We start from the raw sequence: 13,595 nt of genomic DNA on the forward strand, positions 1-13,595 counted from the left end.
CCTCCTTCCCTCGGCTCAGCCGAGGGAAGGAGGCCTTCACGCGCTCAGGAAGCGGCGGGGACGAGCGGCTCGTCCGTCTCCAGCAGCGTCTTGAGGTCCGACAGGATCCAGGCCCAGCCACCGCCGGCGTTCTCGCCCGGTCCGGCGTTGATGTCCTCCTGGGAACCGTTGACCAGGGCGGCCGTCGTCGGCGCGTCGGTGACGTCGTGGGTGACGGTCAGCCGGGTGCCCGCGGTCTTCGTCTCTTCGATCTCGTAGGTGAGCTTGGTGTACGGCTCCTTGTCGAAGGACGGGTCCATCAGGAGCTTCCAGGTGATGACCAGCTTGCGTGGCGGATCCACCTCCAGGACCTCGCCGTCGACCAAGTCGTTGGTGAAACCCGCTTCGACGTACTCGGGCGTCGGGTGGGTGGCGTGCTTGCCGCCCGGCCGCAGGTCGAAGTCGACGAGGCCGGTGTAGCCGTACTTCCGCGACCACTCGGGCTTCGTGATCGCGTCCCAGATCTTCTCCGGGGTGGCCTTGATGTACACGCGGTAAACCTGGGTGTCGGTCATGAGGGCTCCTCGGTCTCGAGTTCGGCTTTGAGGTCGAGCAACGCGGTCACGTTGCGCTCCGTGAACTTGTCGATCCACCTGTCGTGGATCTGCCGGATCGGTACCGGGTTGAGGAAGTGCTTCTTCTCCCGGCCCTCCTTGCGCGTGACGACAAGTCCGGCTTCTTCCAGCAGTTTCAAGTGCTTCATCACGCCGAACCGGCTCATGTCCACTTCGGACTCGAGTTCGGTCAGCGTGCGGCCGTCACGCGCGAACAGCTGGTCGAGCAGGAACCGGCGAGTCGGATCCGCCAGGGCCTTGAAAACCAGGTCGTCGTCGGGCACGTCGGAAGAATAGGTGACTAAAAGGTCACGTGTCAAGCCGGATCTACAACAAGGCACCCAGCGGCAGGATCAGCGCGATCGCGACCACCGAGATCACCGTCTCCATGATCGACCAGCTCTTCAGCGTCTGCCCGACCGAAAGCCCGAAGTACTCCTTGACCAGCCAGAACCCGGCGTCGTTGACGTGGGAGAAGAACAGCGAACCGGCGCCGATCGCCAGCACCAGCAGCGCGCTGTGCGACGGATCCATGGTCGCCGCGAGCGGCGCCACTATGCCCGCGGCGGACACGGTGGCGACCGTCGCCGAACCGGTGGCGAGCCGGATCGCGACCGCGACCAGCCAGCCGAGCAGCAGCGGCGACAGGTTCGCGCCGGTGGCCAGGCTGGTGATGACGTTGCCGACCCCGGCGTCGACGAGGGTCTGCTTGAACCCGCCGCCCGCGCCGACGATGAGCAGGATGCCGGCGATCGGCGGCAGCGAATCGGCCACCGTGGACGAAAGCTTGTCCCGCGTGAAGCCCGCGGATTTGCCCAGGGTGAGCATGCCGAGCAGTACCGCGGCGAGCAGGGCCACCAGCGGGTCGCCGATGAAGTCGAGCACGCGGCGGAGGTGGTTCTCCTTCGCCAGCAGGATGTCCGCGAGTGCCTTGCCCATCATCAGCACGACTGGCAGCAACACCGTCGACAGCGTCGCGAGGAAGCCGGGACGTCGTCCGTCCGAAGAGGACGATTCCGGGACGAGCCGCTCCGGCGCGACGGCGTCCGGGACCATCTTGGCGGCCAGCCTGCCGAACAGCGGCCCGGCGATGATCACCGTCGGGATCGCGACGAGCAGGCCGAAGGCCAGGGTGAGGCCGACGTTCGCGTTCAGCGCGCCCGCGGCGGCGAGCGGGCCGGGGTGCGGCGGGACGAGACCGTGCAGCACCGAAAGCCCGGCGAGCGCGGGGATTCCCAGCATCAGCAACGGTTTCCCGGTGCGTTTGGCGACCAGCAGGATCACCGGGATCAGCATGACCAGGCCGATCTCGAAGAACATCGGCAGGCCGATCAGCGCGGCGACCAGCGCCATCGCCCACGGCAGGGCGCGGTCGCCCGAGCGGCGCAGGATGGTGTCGACGATCTGGTCGGCGCCGCCGGAGTCGGCGAGCAGTTTGCCGAGCATCGCGCCGAGCGCGATCAGCACGCCGACCGACGCGACGGTGGAGCCGACGCCGGAACTGAAGCTCTTGATCAGCTTGTCGACCGGCATTCCGCCGACGAGCCCGAGCACGCCGGAGCCGAGGATGAGGGCGAGGAACGGATGCTGCTTCGCCTTGGTGATCAGGACGACGATCACGGCGATGGCGAGCACCGTCGCGCCGATGAGGCGGGTGTCGTGTCCGGTCCAGGCGGCGGCGAGGGTGGTGGTCATCAGCGGTCCTTGAAAGCGGAAAGGGCGGTTTCGACGATCTCTTCCGGCTTCTTCGCGATGTCGGCGACGAGGCCGTGCTCGTCCGGACGCAGCGGCTCGAGGTCGGCGAGCTGGGAGTCCAAAAGGGACACCGGCATGAAGTGGCCGGAGCGGGTCTTCATCCGATCGGCGAGCAGGTCGCGGTCGCCGTGGAGGTGCAGGAACCAGACTTTCCCGCCGCTGCGCAGGATGTCGCGGTAGCGATACTTGAGTGCGGAAGACGTGACGACGCCGCCGGAGCATTGGTGGTCGGAGATCCAGGTGGCGATGGCTTCGAGCCAGGGTTGCCGGTCTTCGTCGTTCAGCGGGTGGCCGGAGCTCATCTTGTCGATGTTCGCCTTCGGATGGAACGTGTCCGCTTCGGCGTAGTCGACGCCGAGGCGTTCGGCGAGTGCCGTGCCCACGGTCGTCTTGCCCGAGCCGGAAACGCCCATCACCACGATGACGGTCATCCGTACCTCCCACGTCGTTGTAGCCGGGACGAGTACAGCTCAAAAGTACTACTTAAGCAACATCAAGTACTACTTAATCGAGTCAGAACGTTAGAGTCGCCTGGTGGGCAACGACAGGCATGCCGAAGTGCTCGACGCGCTCGGCTCCGCGATCGCGAACGGGGAGCTCCCGCCGGGCTCCGTACTGCGCTCGGAGGAGCTCCAAGAGCGGTTCGGCGCCTCTCGCACGGTGGCGCGCGAGGTGGTGCGGGTCCTCGAAACGATGTGCCTGACCAGCAGCAAGCGCCGGGTCGGGGTGATCGTGCGCGAGCCGAGCGAGTGGAACCATTACGACCCGAGACTGCTCCGCTGGCAACTCGACGGCTCCGAGCGGAAGACCGCGCTGCGCACCCTCACCGAACTGCGTTCCGGCGTGGAACCGTGTGCCGCCCGGTACGCCGCGCTGCGGGCGACGCCGGAGGAGGGCGGCCGACTCCGGGCCTTGGCGAAGCGGCTTGAGGAGACGGCGCACCGGCGTGACCTCGACACTTTTCTGGGGCACGACGTCGCTTTCCACGATCTGCTGCTGTCCTCGTCGCGGAATCCGATGTTCGCCCAGCTTTCGGCGGTCGTCGCCGAGGTGCTCGCCGGGCGGACCGGGCACGGCCTGATGCCCGAGGAGCCGCAGCCCGAGGCCGTCGCCCTGCACGTCGAGGTCGCGGTGGCCGTCGACGCCGGTGACCCTGACCGGGCCGAACGCGCGATGCGGGACATCGTCATCCAGGCGCGTGACGAGATGGCCGTCCTTCTGGACGGATGATCTTCGAGTAATCTCTGCAGGTCTTCCAGGGATACTGCATGCAGGGGGCGATGGTGAGCGCGGCGCGCGCGATCGGCTTGGTGTTGGGGGTGGCCGCGGACGGGGCGATCGGGGACCCCCGGTCGCGGCGTCCGGTGACGGCGTTCGCCAGGGCAGCTTCGGCGGTGGACGCGAAGGTCCGGTCGAAGCATCCGGTGACCGGGGTCCTGTGGACCGGCGGCCTCGCGGGCTCCGCCGTGCTGGCGGGCGTACTCGCCGAGCGGGCGGGGCGGCGCAGCCCCGTCCTGCAGGCGACCACGACCGCGGTGACCACCTGGGCCGTCCTCGGCGCCGCCGGACTGGCCGCGCACGGCACGTCGCTTGCCCGGGATCTCGAAGAAGGCGAACTCGAGACCGCTCGCGGCACACTGTCCACACTGGATCCACGAGTCGCCGACGACCTCGGCGTCATCGGCCTCTCGCGCGCTTCGGTGGAAACCCTCGCCGAGAACACCGCGGACGTCGTCGTCGCGCCGCTGGTGTGGGGAGCGCTGGCCGGCGTCCCCGGCCTGCTCGGCTCGCGCGCGATCAGCCTGCTGCGCGGCATCGGCCGCGGGCGCCCCGAGCGGTACCGGTGGCTCGTCGCCCGGCTGGACGAAATCGTCCATCTCGTGCCCACGCGCGTCGCGGCCGGGCTGACCGTGCTCGCGGCCCCGGTCGTCGGCGGCTCGGCGGGCGGCGCGTGGCGGGCGTGGCGGCGGGACACCGCCGCGCACCCGAGCCCGAACGCCGGCCGCGTCGAGGCCGCTTTCGCCGGGGCGCTGGAGATCCGCGTCGGCGGGCGGACGGTGTACCCGCACGGGGTCGAGGAACTGCCGGTGCTCGGCATCGGACGCAACCCGGACGCCGGGCACGTGACGCGCGCCGTGGAGCTCTCGCGGGTGGTCGGGTGGCTGGGCGCTCTCAGCGCGGTGGTGCTGGCGGGTCTCGTCGGGCTGCGGCGCCGTCGCTGACCTGCGCTTTCCCGGCGGCGGGGGAGCAAGGGACCTTTGCTACCACTTGGGGCGGGGGTGTGTGGATATAGGGACGTTGAGTGTCTCTATTTCCACACACCCCTTACTCCGCGTGGTGACTGTGTGGATTTTGTTGCGTTGGGTGACCCGAAATCCACACGGTCATCGAGCAGGGGGAGCAGGGGACCTTTGCTACCACCAGGCCCCTGACCTGCGGAAAGAGAGCAAGGGACCTTTGCTACCGCTCCCGCTGAGCCAACCGCGCCCGCGCCCCTGCGTCCATCGGCCCATCGCGCCGCGCGAGCTCGGCGTCGATCCGTGACCGGTCGGCCGGCTGCTTGTTCCCGCCGAACTTGAACTTCGCCCGCACCCCGGTCACGGTCAGCTCGACCCCGCGGATGCCGGGAAGCAGCCGCTTGTCCGGCGCCTCGGTCGCGCTCACCGCCGCCCTGCCCGAACCGGGCTCGAAACGCGCGAGCTGCCGGTCCAGGAGCGCGGCCTTCTCCGCGGCGTCGTCGATCAGCCGGACGTCGCATTCGAGCTGGACCGACGAGTAGTACGACGTCGGCACACCGTGCGGCGGGTCGGCCGGGGTGTTCCAGTCGGAGCGGATGTAGGTGTGTTCGTCGATCACCGCGAGCAGCGCGCGCGGGTGTTCCTCCAGCAGCGGCCAGACCGGATTGGGGCGCGCGAGGTGCAGCAGGACCGTTCGGTCACCGTCGTAGGCGAAGTGCACCGGGTTGACGATCGGCAGGTCACGGCCCACGCCGCCGGCGATCAGCTGGCCGAAATCGTGCGTCGAGAGCCAGGCCCGCCATTCGGCGTCATCGTGGGCGGCGTCCCACGGGTGAATCAGCATGCCCGAAGCGGAACACGCGAAATGGACCTGCGAAAGGTCCATTTTCGGGTCGAATCAGGTGGCCACTTCGGAGCGTTCGTCTTCGGCCAGCATCTCCGCGACGCTTTTGCGCCGCTGCGGCCGCTCGGTGGTCAGCGCGCCGCCCGGCTTCAGCTCGCGGACGGTGAAGTACAGCCACCCCATCACCGCCATCGCGCCGAACGCGATCCACTGCAGGGCGTAGGAGAAGAACGGTCCCGCGTCGGTCTGCGGCAGTGGCAGCGCGCCTAGGACGCCGGGCTGGTTCACGTCGAGTTGGAAATAACCCGGACGGATGTCCAGCTTCGCGGCCCGCGCGACGACCTGCGAATCGACGACGTAGCTCTGCAGCTTCCCGCCGGTCGACTCGTCGGCGAAGGCGTCGCGGTTCTTCCCGTCCTTCTCGTCGTGACGTGCGCGCGTGACGATGTCGACCGTTCCGGCCGGGGGCGGGGCGAAGGGGAGCGCGCGCGATTTGTCGTCGAGCCGGACGTACCCGCGGTCCACCAGCACGATCGTGCCCTCGACGGTCCGGAACGGAGTTAGGACCTCGAAGGCCGCTTCGCCCTGTACGGAGCGCAGACGGGCCACGACCTCGCCCTCGGGCAGGTACGTGCCCTTCAACGCGACCAGGTGCCATTCGGTGCGCTGATCAGGCACGGCGCCGTTGGGGAGCAGCTCCTCCAGCGAGCGCGGCTGCCCGGAGAACGACTCCCGCAGCGCCGCGTTCTGGTGCTCGCGTTCGGTGTTGCGGGAGAACTGCCATGGCGCCAGCAGGGTGAAGCAAGTGATGGCGAAGGTGAACACCACCAACGTCAATGCCAGCCACCCGGGCTTCAGCAGGAACTTCAACCGCACCCCACCACGGTAAGCGGTCGGCCTCAGGCGTGTGCGCGCACCCAGTCGAGCAGGCCCGGAACGGCCCGCTCGATCATGCCGAGGACGTCCTCGAAACCGTCGTCCTCGCCGTAGTACGGGTCCGGGACCTCGGCGCCCTCGGGCGCGGACGGATCGAACTCGCGCAGAAGGCGGACCTTCGCCGGGTCCGACACCTTGCGCCGGAGGAACGACAGATGTCCTTCGTCCGCCGCGAGCAGCAGGTCGGCGGCCAGATGTCCGCGGTCGACCTCGGCCGCGACATGGCCGGTCGGGTAGCCGTGTTCGGCGAGCTTCGCGCGGGCCCGCTTGTCCGCGGCCTCGCCCACGTGCCAGCCGCCGGTGCCCGCGCTGGACACCTGCACGAGGTGATCGAGACCCGCCTCCTCGGCCTTCGCGCGGAAGACGAGCTCGGCCATCGGGGAACGGCAGATGTTGCCGGAACAGACGAAGACGATGTGCAGCACCTGATCAGTGTGAAGGCCGACGGAGATCGACCGCTCACCGGCTCCGAACGGCTACCGGGCGCGCGAAGCTGGAAAGCCGGGACGAAGCGGGAGTAGACCTCCTGGAGAGAAACACGCAGGAAGGTCGCGTATGAGCGCACCAACACCCAGCGTCGAGTCGCCGGCAACCGGGCTCCGTTGGTACCGCATCACCGTCAAGCTTCCGCACCCCTACGAGGTCGGGCGGATCCTGTCGGAGCACCACTTCGTCCAGGCGAGATCGCCGAAAGAGGCGATGACCAGGATGCCGTTGCACCTCCGGTCGAGCGCGTCCGTCGCGCCGTACCAGGTCGTCCGGCCCGACGTCGCCGATCAGGCGACGAAGGCCTATCGCGCGGTGCTGTGGACGGGGCGCGTGATGCGCGCGGCCGGCCGCTGGGCGATCAACAAGGATGCGAAGGCCCTGGACTGAGCCGGGGTGGTAGCAAAGGTCCCTTGCTCTCTTTCCGCAGGTCAGCGACGTCTCCGGCCCAAGTGGTAGCAAAGGTCCCTTGCTCCCCATCCGCAGGTCAGGAGCGTGAACAGGCCGACCGCACGGCCTCCGAAAGCGCCCCCGAGTGCAGCCGGTCCAGCCCGCGTCGCGCGTCGGCCAGCCGCACCGTGACCGCGAGCCGCGCGTCGCACGACCGTCGTGCCCGCGCGTCCCGCGTCTCCGCGAGTTCGGTGAGCAGCCCCGCGTTGAGCCGGTCGATCACCGGCCGCACCTCGGTCCCCAGATCGGGTCGCCCGGGCGGCCGCGTGCCGGGGTGCTCGGTCCACCGCGCGTACAGGCCGCGCTGCACGACCTTGTTCGCCTCGATCTGGTCGCGGTAGAACCGCACCACGCTGTCGGCGTCGAGACCGAGGCCGGGCGCCTTCGCGGCCATTGAGTCGAGGATCTGCCGTTCGCGCACCGGGTCGTCGATCGGCGACGGCGTGCCGAACTTCGCGGCCGCGACCTTGTCGGCGATCTGCACGCGCTGAGCGGCCAGGTCGGTCAGTTCCCAGAGGCCTGGAGACGCCGACGCAGGCGCGGGTGACACCACGAGAAGCAGCGAAACAGCACAGAGCACCCGAAGTCGCATGCCCGGAAACGCTACATGCGAAAATCCCCGGGTGCCCGCGCTAGCCGAAGTCATCGCCGCCCTGGAGCAGGCGTATCCACCCGAACTCGCCGAATCGTGGGACGCCGTCGGCCTCGTCTGCGGCGACCCGGCCGAGCACGTGGACAAGGTCCTGTTCTGCGTCGACCCGGTCGACGAGACCGTCGACGAGGCGATCGCCGGGGGTGCGCAGCTGATCGTCGCGCACCATCCGCTGCTGCTGCGCGGAGTCCACGGCGTGCCGGCGGACAGCACGAAGGGGCGTCTCGTGCACCGCCTGATCCGGGCCGGTGTCGCCCTCTACTGCGCGCACACCAACGCCGATTCCGCGTCCCCCGGTGTCTCCGACGCGCTGGCCGACGCCATCGGCCTGACCGTCCTCGGCCCGCTCGATCCCCGCGAAGACGGCGTCACCGGCATCGGCCGCATCGGTGAATTGCCCGCGCCCGAACCGTTCTCCGCCTTCGTCGAACGCGTCGCGAACGCCTTGCCCCGCACGGAGCCCGGCGTCTACGGCGCGGGCGACCCGGATCGCCCGATCCGCCGCGTGGCCGTTTCCGGCGGCTCCGGCGACAGCTATCTCAAGCGGGCCACCGCCGCCGGGGTCGACGCGTACGTCACCGCCGATCTCCGGCATCATCCCGTCGGCGAGCACCTCGCCGACATCGCCGAAGTCCCCGCCCTGGTCGGCGTCACCCACTGGGCGAGCGAGTGGCCGTGGTGCGAGCAAGCCTCGGGCGTCGTCCGTGCCGCGTTTGCGGGTAACGTCGACGTTCACGTCTCCACGCGGTGCACCGACCCGTGGACGCTACGGGCCACCCGAACCGAGCACTAAGAACTCCAAGGAGCACCGTGAAGGCCGACCCCGCCGTCCAGCGCCAGCTGCTCGAACTCGCGAAGGTGGACGCCGAACTCGCGCGTACCGCCCACCGCCGTCGCACCCTGCCGGAGATCGCCGAGATCGACGCGGGCGAGAAGTCGGTGCGCGAACGACGTGACGCGCTGGTCTCGGTCCAGACGGCGGCGTCCGACCTCGACCGCGAGATCGCCCGTCAGGAGAAGGAGATCGAGTCGGTGCGCGCTCGCGGAGACCGCGACCGCAAGCTCCTCGAATCCGGTTCCGTCGCGGCGAAGCAGATGACCGACATCGAGCACGAGCTGAACAGCCTCAGCCGGCGTCAGTCCGCGCTCGAGGACGACCTGCTCGAACTGATGGAACGCCGCGAGGCGCTCGAACTCGACGCCCAGCGCACCAGCGCCGAGGTCGCGAAGGCCGAGGGCGAGGTCGCCGAAGCCATCGGGCGCCGCGACGAGCACTTCACCGACCTCGACACCACCAAGGCACGCCGCGACGAAGACCGCGCCAAGCTCCTGCCGCGCTTCCCGGAAGACCTGCTGAAGCTCTACGAGCGGGTCCGCGCGCACAAGGGCATCGGCGCGGCGCTGCTGCGGGCCCGCCGCTGCGGCGCCTGCCAGCTCGACATCGACCGCCGCGAGATCGCCGAGATCAAGGCGGCCCCGGAGGACAACGTCATCCAGTGCGAGAACTGCGGCGCCATCCTGGTGCGCACCCTGGAGTCCGGCCTGTGACCGACCACGTGCTCGTCGAGGCCGACGGAGGTTCGCGGGGCAACCCGGGGCCCGCCGGGTACGGCGCGGTCGTCAAGGACCCGGCAACCGGCGAGGTGCTCGCCGAGCGCAAGGCCTACGTCGGCATCGCGACCAACAACGTCGCCGAGTACGGCGGCCTGATCGCCGGGCTCGCCGCGGCCGCCGAGCTCGGAGCGTCCACAGTGGACGTCCGGATGGACTCGAAGCTCGTGGTGGAGCAGATGTCCGGGCGCTGGAAGGTCAAGCACCCGTCGATGCAGCCGCTGAACGCCGAAGCCAAGGAGCTGGCGGCGCGGTTCTCGCGCGTGCGCTACGAGTGGATCCCGCGGGCGGAGAATTCCCACGCGGACGGCCTCGCGAACGAAGCGATGGACGCGGGGAAGCAGGCGGAAGCGCCGAAGAAGACCGTGAAGCAGGACAGGGTCAGCCCCGTCGGCTGGACCGGCGCGACCGGGACCCCGACCAAACTGCTCCTCGTGCGGCACGGCCAGACGGCGATGTCGGTCGAGAAGCGGTACTCCGGCCGCGGCGACGTACCCCTCACCGAGCACGGCAAGCAGCAGGCGGCCGCCGCCGCGAAACGCCTCGGCGCGATGGAGGGCCTGGTCGTCGACGGCGAGGCGGCGCCGATCATCGCCTCACCGCTGATCCGCACCCAGCAGACCGCGCAGGCGATCGCGGACGCGCTCGGCGGCCGGGTCGAGACCCACCCCGGGCTGATCGAGACCGATTTCGGCGAATGGGAGGGCCTCACCTTCAAAGAGGCCATGGACCGCGACCCCGAATTCCAGACCAGCTGGCTTTCCGACACTTCGATCGCGGCGCCGGGCGGGGAGAGCTTCGACGGCGTGCACCGGCGGGTCCGCAAGGCGCGCGACGAGCTGATCGCGAAGTACGGCGGCCGGACGCTGGTGCTGGTCAGCCATGTCACGCCGATCAAGGCGCTGCTGCGGATGGGCCTGGACGCCGGGCCGTCGCTGCTGTTCCGCCTGCACCTGGACCTGGCCTCGCTGTCGATCGTCGAGTTCTACCCGGACGGCAACGCCTCGGTCCGGTTGGTGAACGACATTTCGCACCTCTCCTAGTCAGGAGATTGTGGCGCGGATCACGCCTGGATATGACGTGTCGCGGGCGGCCGATGGGGTATTGGCTACAGTTTCGGCGACGGCACGTGAGCGAAAAGGCAAAGACGGGGACATGACGGCGAGCGCACTCAGCGAAGCTTCCGAACAAGGCGTGCCCGATCCGGCGGAGACGCCGGCCCGTCGTGGCCTGGCCGCCCGTGTCGCACCGTACCTGGCGGTCCTCGCCGGAGTGGCGGCGCTGGCCTGGCACGCCACCCTCTACGGCCACTGGATCGTCGACGACGCGGCCATCACCTTCTCCTACGCGCGCAGCTTCACCGACGGCCTCGGCCCGGTGCTGCAGCCGGGGCAGCCCTCGGTCGAGGGCTGGTCGAACTCGACGTGGCTGGTGATGCTGGCGCTCGGCAAGCTCGTCGGCGTCTTCGACAGCGGCATGCTGTTCGGCCTGCCCGACTACGTGCTGTTCCCGAAGCTGCTGGGGCTCCTGTTCACCGCCGGGACGCTGGCCGCCTGCCACATCGCGGCGAAGCAGATCTTCGCGCGCTTCGCCTGGCTGGCGACGTTGGTCGTCGGGCTGACGCTGGCCGCGATCCCGTCGTTCGTCATCTGGACGATCTCCGGGCTGGAGAACTCGCTGTTCGGGATGGCCGTCGCCTGGCTCGCCGTGCTGCTGTTCGTGGCCGTGCGCAAGGACACCCTGCTCACCGCGAAGGTCGCCGTCTGGTCCGGGGTGCTGGTCGCGTTCGCCGCGCTGACCCGCCCCGAAGGCCTGATCTACGGCGGCGCGTACCCGCTCGTCGTCCTGTTCCAGCTGCGTAAGCCGCTGCTGGGGCAGAGCATCAAGTTCGTCGTGGTGTCGGTGGTCGCGTTCGCGATCCCGTTCGGGGCGTACCTCGCCTGGCGGATCGCGGAATTCGGCAGGCTGCTGGCGAACCCGTCCATCGCCAAGGGGCAGGGGCTGCCCGGGCTTTCGGCGCTGAAGCAGCCGTTCGAGCTGGTCGGCTACGCCGGTGTCGCCGGCACGATCCTGCTTGCCCTGACCATCGGGTACGCGCTGGTCCGCGCGGAATGGCGGCGCGCGCTGATCGCGCTGCTGGTGCCGCTGGCGCTGGGCATCATCGCCTACGGCGTGATGGTCCCGGACTGGATGGGCCAGCACCGTTTCGCGACCCCGATCTGGATCCTCTCGGTGCTGGCGGGAACGCTGGCCGCCGGTGAACTCCTGCGTCGTTCGCGGGCGGCGCTGCGGACCGTCGTGGTGCTCGTGCTGGTCGCGGCCGCGATCCCGTCCGGGATGGGTTTCGCGTCGGCGTCGAAGAAGTTCCAAGAAGTCCCGACGGTGCCCGCGTGCCTCATCGCCGACCGCTTCGGCCGCGGCTTCAACACCATGGCCGACATCCTGGGCCTCCAGCAGGCGTCGCTGCTGCTGCCGGACCTCGGCGGCTCGTCGATGACCAGCCGCCTGCACCTGGTCGACATGGCCGGGCTGGTCGAGGCGGACGTCGCGGACTTCCTCAAGAAGGGTGACCTGCCGGGGCTGCGCGACTACGTGTTCGACAAGGTCAAGCCGACCTTCATCCACTCGTGGGGCCCGTGGGCCGCGGGCAACGGCATCACCGTCGACCCGCGGATCGACCGCGACTACGAGCCGATCTTCGTGTACCCGGGCAGCGGGCCGCGCAACGGCGACTTCGTGCGCAAGGACGCCGTCTCCAGCCCCGAGAAGCTGAAGGCCGTCCGCGACTACGCCGCGAAGACCATGCCGGACGTGGAGAAGGCGCGCTTCGGCGGGCCGCTCAAGGACTGCGGCCCGACCATGCACCCGGGCCAGACCGTCTACCTTCCGTAAACGCCCGCGTTTAGTCCTCTGAATGCGGCCCACCGCATTCAGAGGACTAAACGCGGTCGAGGGCGGCTTCCTTCTCCCGGATCACGGGCAGCACGTGTTTCCCGAAGTGCTCGACGTCCTCCAGGTAGTGCAGGAAGCCGAGCAGCAGCAGGTTCGCCCCGCGCTTCTTGTACTCGATCGCCCGGTCCGCGATCTGCTCCGGCGTGCCGATGAGCCCGGTGCGGAAGCCGTCGTTGTACTGCACCAGATCCTTGAACTCCGAGTCGGCCCACATCCCCTTCTTGTCCGATGTGGAGCTTCCCGCCTGCTTGACCGCGCCGCGGAAACCTTCGACCGCCTCGGTGTTCGCCTTCTCGACGATCTCTCGCAGCACGGCCTTCGCCTCGCTCTCGGTCTCCCGCGCGATCACGAAACCGTTGAGCCCGAAGCGAACGGCGTGGTCGTTCTGGGCCGCGTAGCCGCGGACCTCCTCGACCTGCTCGCTGAACCCGTCGAAGTCCTTGCCGTTGCTGAAGTACCAGTCGGAGACCCGGCCCGCGAGCTTCCTCGCGGCGGTGGAGTTGCCGCCCTGGAAGATCTCCGGATGCGGCCGTCCGACCGGTTTGGGTTTGATGTCGAAATCGTGGATCCGATAGAAATCGCCGGCGAATTCGGCGTGGTCGCTCGTCCAGAGTTCCTTCAGCACGCGAATGAATTCTTCCGAACGACGGTACCGTTCGTCGTGTTCCAGCCACGGTTCGCCGAGGTTCGTGAATTCGTCCTTGAACCAGCCGCTGACCACGTTGACCGCCGCGCGCCCGCCGGAGATCACATCCGCGCTGGCGATGAACTTCGCGAGCACCCCGGGATGCCACAGCCCGGGATGGACGGCCGCGATCACCTTGAGCCGCTGCGTCGCGAGCAGCAGCGCGAGGCTGAACCCGGTCGATTCGTGCTGGTAGGCCGCACCGTAGCTGGCCGTGTAGCGGACCTGGCTCAGCGCGTACTCGAAGCCGCTGTTCTCCGCGAGGACGGCGAGATCCCGGTTGTACTCGTATCCCCAGTCGGTGCGCTGCTCGATGTCGCTGGTGACCAGACCGCCGCTCACATTGGGGACCCAATAGGCGAATTTGAGTGGTTCGGATTCGATTCCCGGCATG

General features: G+C 69.1%; 16 protein-coding genes. 7 read left to right on the plus strand and 9 right to left on the minus strand.

Going from position 1 to position 13,595, the window contains the following annotated elements; all coding sequences use genetic code 11:
• Window positions 1-44 precede the first annotated feature (44 nt).
• The 4 genes from AMK34_RS29980 to AMK34_RS29995 are packed head-to-tail and all read right to left on the minus strand — an operon-like array spanning window position 45 to window position 2,779.
• Window positions 45-554, minus strand: coding sequence for an SRPBCC family protein (locus AMK34_RS29980; protein WP_038518901.1), 510 nt, complete (start codon window positions 552-554; stop codon window positions 45-47).
• On the minus strand, window positions 551-877 hold the full coding sequence (locus tag AMK34_RS29985) for an ArsR/SmtB family transcription factor (RefSeq protein ID WP_016331552.1): 327 nt from the start codon (window positions 875-877) through the stop codon (window positions 551-553). The genes AMK34_RS29980 and AMK34_RS29985 overlap by 4 nt, the downstream gene beginning before the upstream one ends.
• Window positions 878-920: 43 nt before the next feature.
• Window positions 921-2,288 carry a GntT/GntP/DsdX family permease gene (locus AMK34_RS29990; protein ID WP_037332001.1) on the minus strand — a complete coding sequence of 456 codons (1,368 nt, stop codon included), beginning with the start codon at window positions 2,286-2,288 and terminating at the stop codon, window positions 921-923.
• Complete coding sequence (locus tag AMK34_RS29995; protein WP_038518897.1) at window positions 2,288-2,779, minus strand: gluconokinase; 492 nt, start codon at window positions 2,777-2,779, stop codon at window positions 2,288-2,290. The genes AMK34_RS29990 and AMK34_RS29995 overlap by 1 nt, the downstream gene beginning before the upstream one ends.
• A 103-nt stretch (window positions 2,780-2,882) precedes the next feature.
• On the opposite strand from AMK34_RS29995, the gene AMK34_RS30000 reads away from it, so the two are divergent.
• Complete coding sequence (locus tag AMK34_RS30000; protein ID WP_016331555.1) at window positions 2,883-3,578, plus strand: FadR/GntR family transcriptional regulator; 696 nt, start codon at window positions 2,883-2,885, stop codon at window positions 3,576-3,578.
• Between the two features lie 38 nt (window positions 3,579-3,616).
• Window positions 3,617-4,570 carry a cobalamin biosynthesis protein CobD/CbiB gene (locus AMK34_RS30005; protein WP_174492061.1) on the plus strand — a complete coding sequence of 318 codons (954 nt, stop codon included), beginning with the start codon at window positions 3,617-3,619 and terminating at the stop codon, window positions 4,568-4,570.
• 238 nt (window positions 4,571-4,808) lie between these two features.
• Here AMK34_RS30005 and AMK34_RS30010 read toward each other — a convergent pair whose 3' ends face one another.
• From AMK34_RS30010 to AMK34_RS30020, 3 genes are read right to left on the minus strand one after another with little or no spacing between them, the layout of a single operon-like run.
• Window positions 4,809-5,429 carry an FMN-binding negative transcriptional regulator gene (locus AMK34_RS30010; protein WP_038524369.1) on the minus strand — a complete coding sequence of 207 codons (621 nt, stop codon included), beginning with the start codon at window positions 5,427-5,429 and terminating at the stop codon, window positions 4,809-4,811.
• A gap of 54 nt (window positions 5,430-5,483) precedes the next feature.
• Window positions 5,484-6,305, minus strand: a complete 822-nt coding sequence (locus AMK34_RS30015) for an SURF1 family cytochrome oxidase biogenesis protein (RefSeq protein WP_038518895.1) — start codon at window positions 6,303-6,305, stop codon at window positions 5,484-5,486.
• Window positions 6,306-6,328: 23 nt separating this feature from the next.
• Entirely contained in the window at window positions 6,329-6,790 is a 462-nt protein-coding gene (locus tag AMK34_RS30020; RefSeq protein WP_037331995.1) for a low molecular weight protein-tyrosine-phosphatase, read from the minus strand.
• 130 nt (window positions 6,791-6,920) lie between these two features.
• Here AMK34_RS30020 and AMK34_RS30025 point away from each other — a divergent pair, with 130 nt between their 5' ends.
• On the plus strand, window positions 6,921-7,241 hold the full coding sequence (locus AMK34_RS30025) for a hypothetical protein (RefSeq protein WP_038518892.1): 321 nt from the start codon (window positions 6,921-6,923) through the stop codon (window positions 7,239-7,241).
• A gap of 97 nt (window positions 7,242-7,338) precedes the next feature.
• On the opposite strand, the gene AMK34_RS30030 is transcribed toward AMK34_RS30025, so the two are convergent.
• The gene (locus AMK34_RS30030) at window positions 7,339-7,893 is read right to left on the minus strand and encodes a chorismate mutase (RefSeq protein WP_073847564.1); all 555 of its coding nucleotides are present in this window, start codon (window positions 7,891-7,893) and stop codon (window positions 7,339-7,341) included.
• A 31-nt stretch (window positions 7,894-7,924) separates the two neighbouring features.
• Here AMK34_RS30030 and AMK34_RS30035 point away from each other — a divergent pair, with 31 nt between their 5' ends.
• The 4 genes from AMK34_RS30035 to AMK34_RS30050 all read left to right on the plus strand — a co-directional run bounded on the left by AMK34_RS30035 (window position 7,925) and on the right by AMK34_RS30050 (window position 12,456).
• Window positions 7,925-8,746, plus strand: a complete 822-nt coding sequence (locus tag AMK34_RS30035; protein ID WP_073847565.1) for a Nif3-like dinuclear metal center hexameric protein — start codon at window positions 7,925-7,927, stop codon at window positions 8,744-8,746.
• Window positions 8,747-8,763: 17 nt separating this feature from the next.
• The gene (locus AMK34_RS30040) at window positions 8,764-9,501 is read left to right on the plus strand and encodes a zinc ribbon domain-containing protein (protein ID WP_073847566.1); all 738 of its coding nucleotides are present in this window, start codon (window positions 8,764-8,766) and stop codon (window positions 9,499-9,501) included.
• Window positions 9,498-10,607 (plus strand): bifunctional RNase H/acid phosphatase, encoded by a 1,110-nt coding sequence (locus AMK34_RS30045; RefSeq protein WP_198941770.1) that lies wholly within the window; start codon window positions 9,498-9,500, stop codon window positions 10,605-10,607. The genes AMK34_RS30040 and AMK34_RS30045 overlap by 4 nt, the downstream gene beginning before the upstream one ends.
• Window positions 10,608-10,719: 112 nt before the next feature.
• On the plus strand, window positions 10,720-12,456 hold the full coding sequence (locus AMK34_RS30050) for a hypothetical protein (protein WP_038518883.1): 1,737 nt from the start codon (window positions 10,720-10,722) through the stop codon (window positions 12,454-12,456).
• 46 nt (window positions 12,457-12,502) lie between these two features.
• On the opposite strand, the gene sfnG is transcribed toward AMK34_RS30050, so the two are convergent.
• Entirely contained in the window at window positions 12,503-13,594 is a 1,092-nt protein-coding gene (gene sfnG / locus AMK34_RS30055) for a dimethylsulfone monooxygenase SfnG (protein WP_037331985.1), read from the minus strand.
• Window position 13,595 lies beyond the last annotated feature (1 nt).

The organism is Amycolatopsis sp. CB00013 (genome assembly GCF_001905755.1).
Lineage (GTDB): Bacteria > Actinomycetota > Actinomycetes > Mycobacteriales > Pseudonocardiaceae > Amycolatopsis > Amycolatopsis japonica.

Bases quoted from the DNA above. Each gene is read 5' to 3' on its own strand.
- AMK34_RS29980 (WP_038518901.1), bottom strand. From the start codon at position 554: ATGACCGACACCCAGGTTTACCGCGTGTACATCAAGGCCACCCCGGAG.
- AMK34_RS29990 (WP_037332001.1), bottom strand. From the start codon at position 2,288: ATGACCACCACCCTCGCCGCCGCCTGGACCGGACACGACACCCGCCTC.
- AMK34_RS29995 (WP_038518897.1), bottom strand. From the start codon at position 2,779: ATGACCGTCATCGTGGTGATGGGCGTTTCCGGCTCGGGCAAGACGACC.
- AMK34_RS30005 (WP_174492061.1), top strand. From the start codon at position 3,617: ATGCAGGGGGCGATGGTGAGCGCGGCGCGCGCGATCGGCTTGGTGTTG.
- AMK34_RS30010 (WP_038524369.1), bottom strand. From the start codon at position 5,429: ATGCTGATTCACCCGTGGGACGCCGCCCACGATGACGCCGAATGGCGG.
- AMK34_RS30025 (WP_038518892.1), top strand. From the start codon at position 6,921: ATGAGCGCACCAACACCCAGCGTCGAGTCGCCGGCAACCGGGCTCCGT.
- AMK34_RS30030 (WP_073847564.1), bottom strand. From the start codon at position 7,893: ATGCGACTTCGGGTGCTCTGTGCTGTTTCGCTGCTTCTCGTGGTGTCA.
- AMK34_RS30050 (WP_038518883.1), top strand. From the start codon at position 10,720: ATGACGGCGAGCGCACTCAGCGAAGCTTCCGAACAAGGCGTGCCCGAT.
- sfnG (WP_037331985.1), bottom strand. From the start codon at position 13,594: ATGCCGGGAATCGAATCCGAACCACTCAAATTCGCCTATTGGGTCCCC.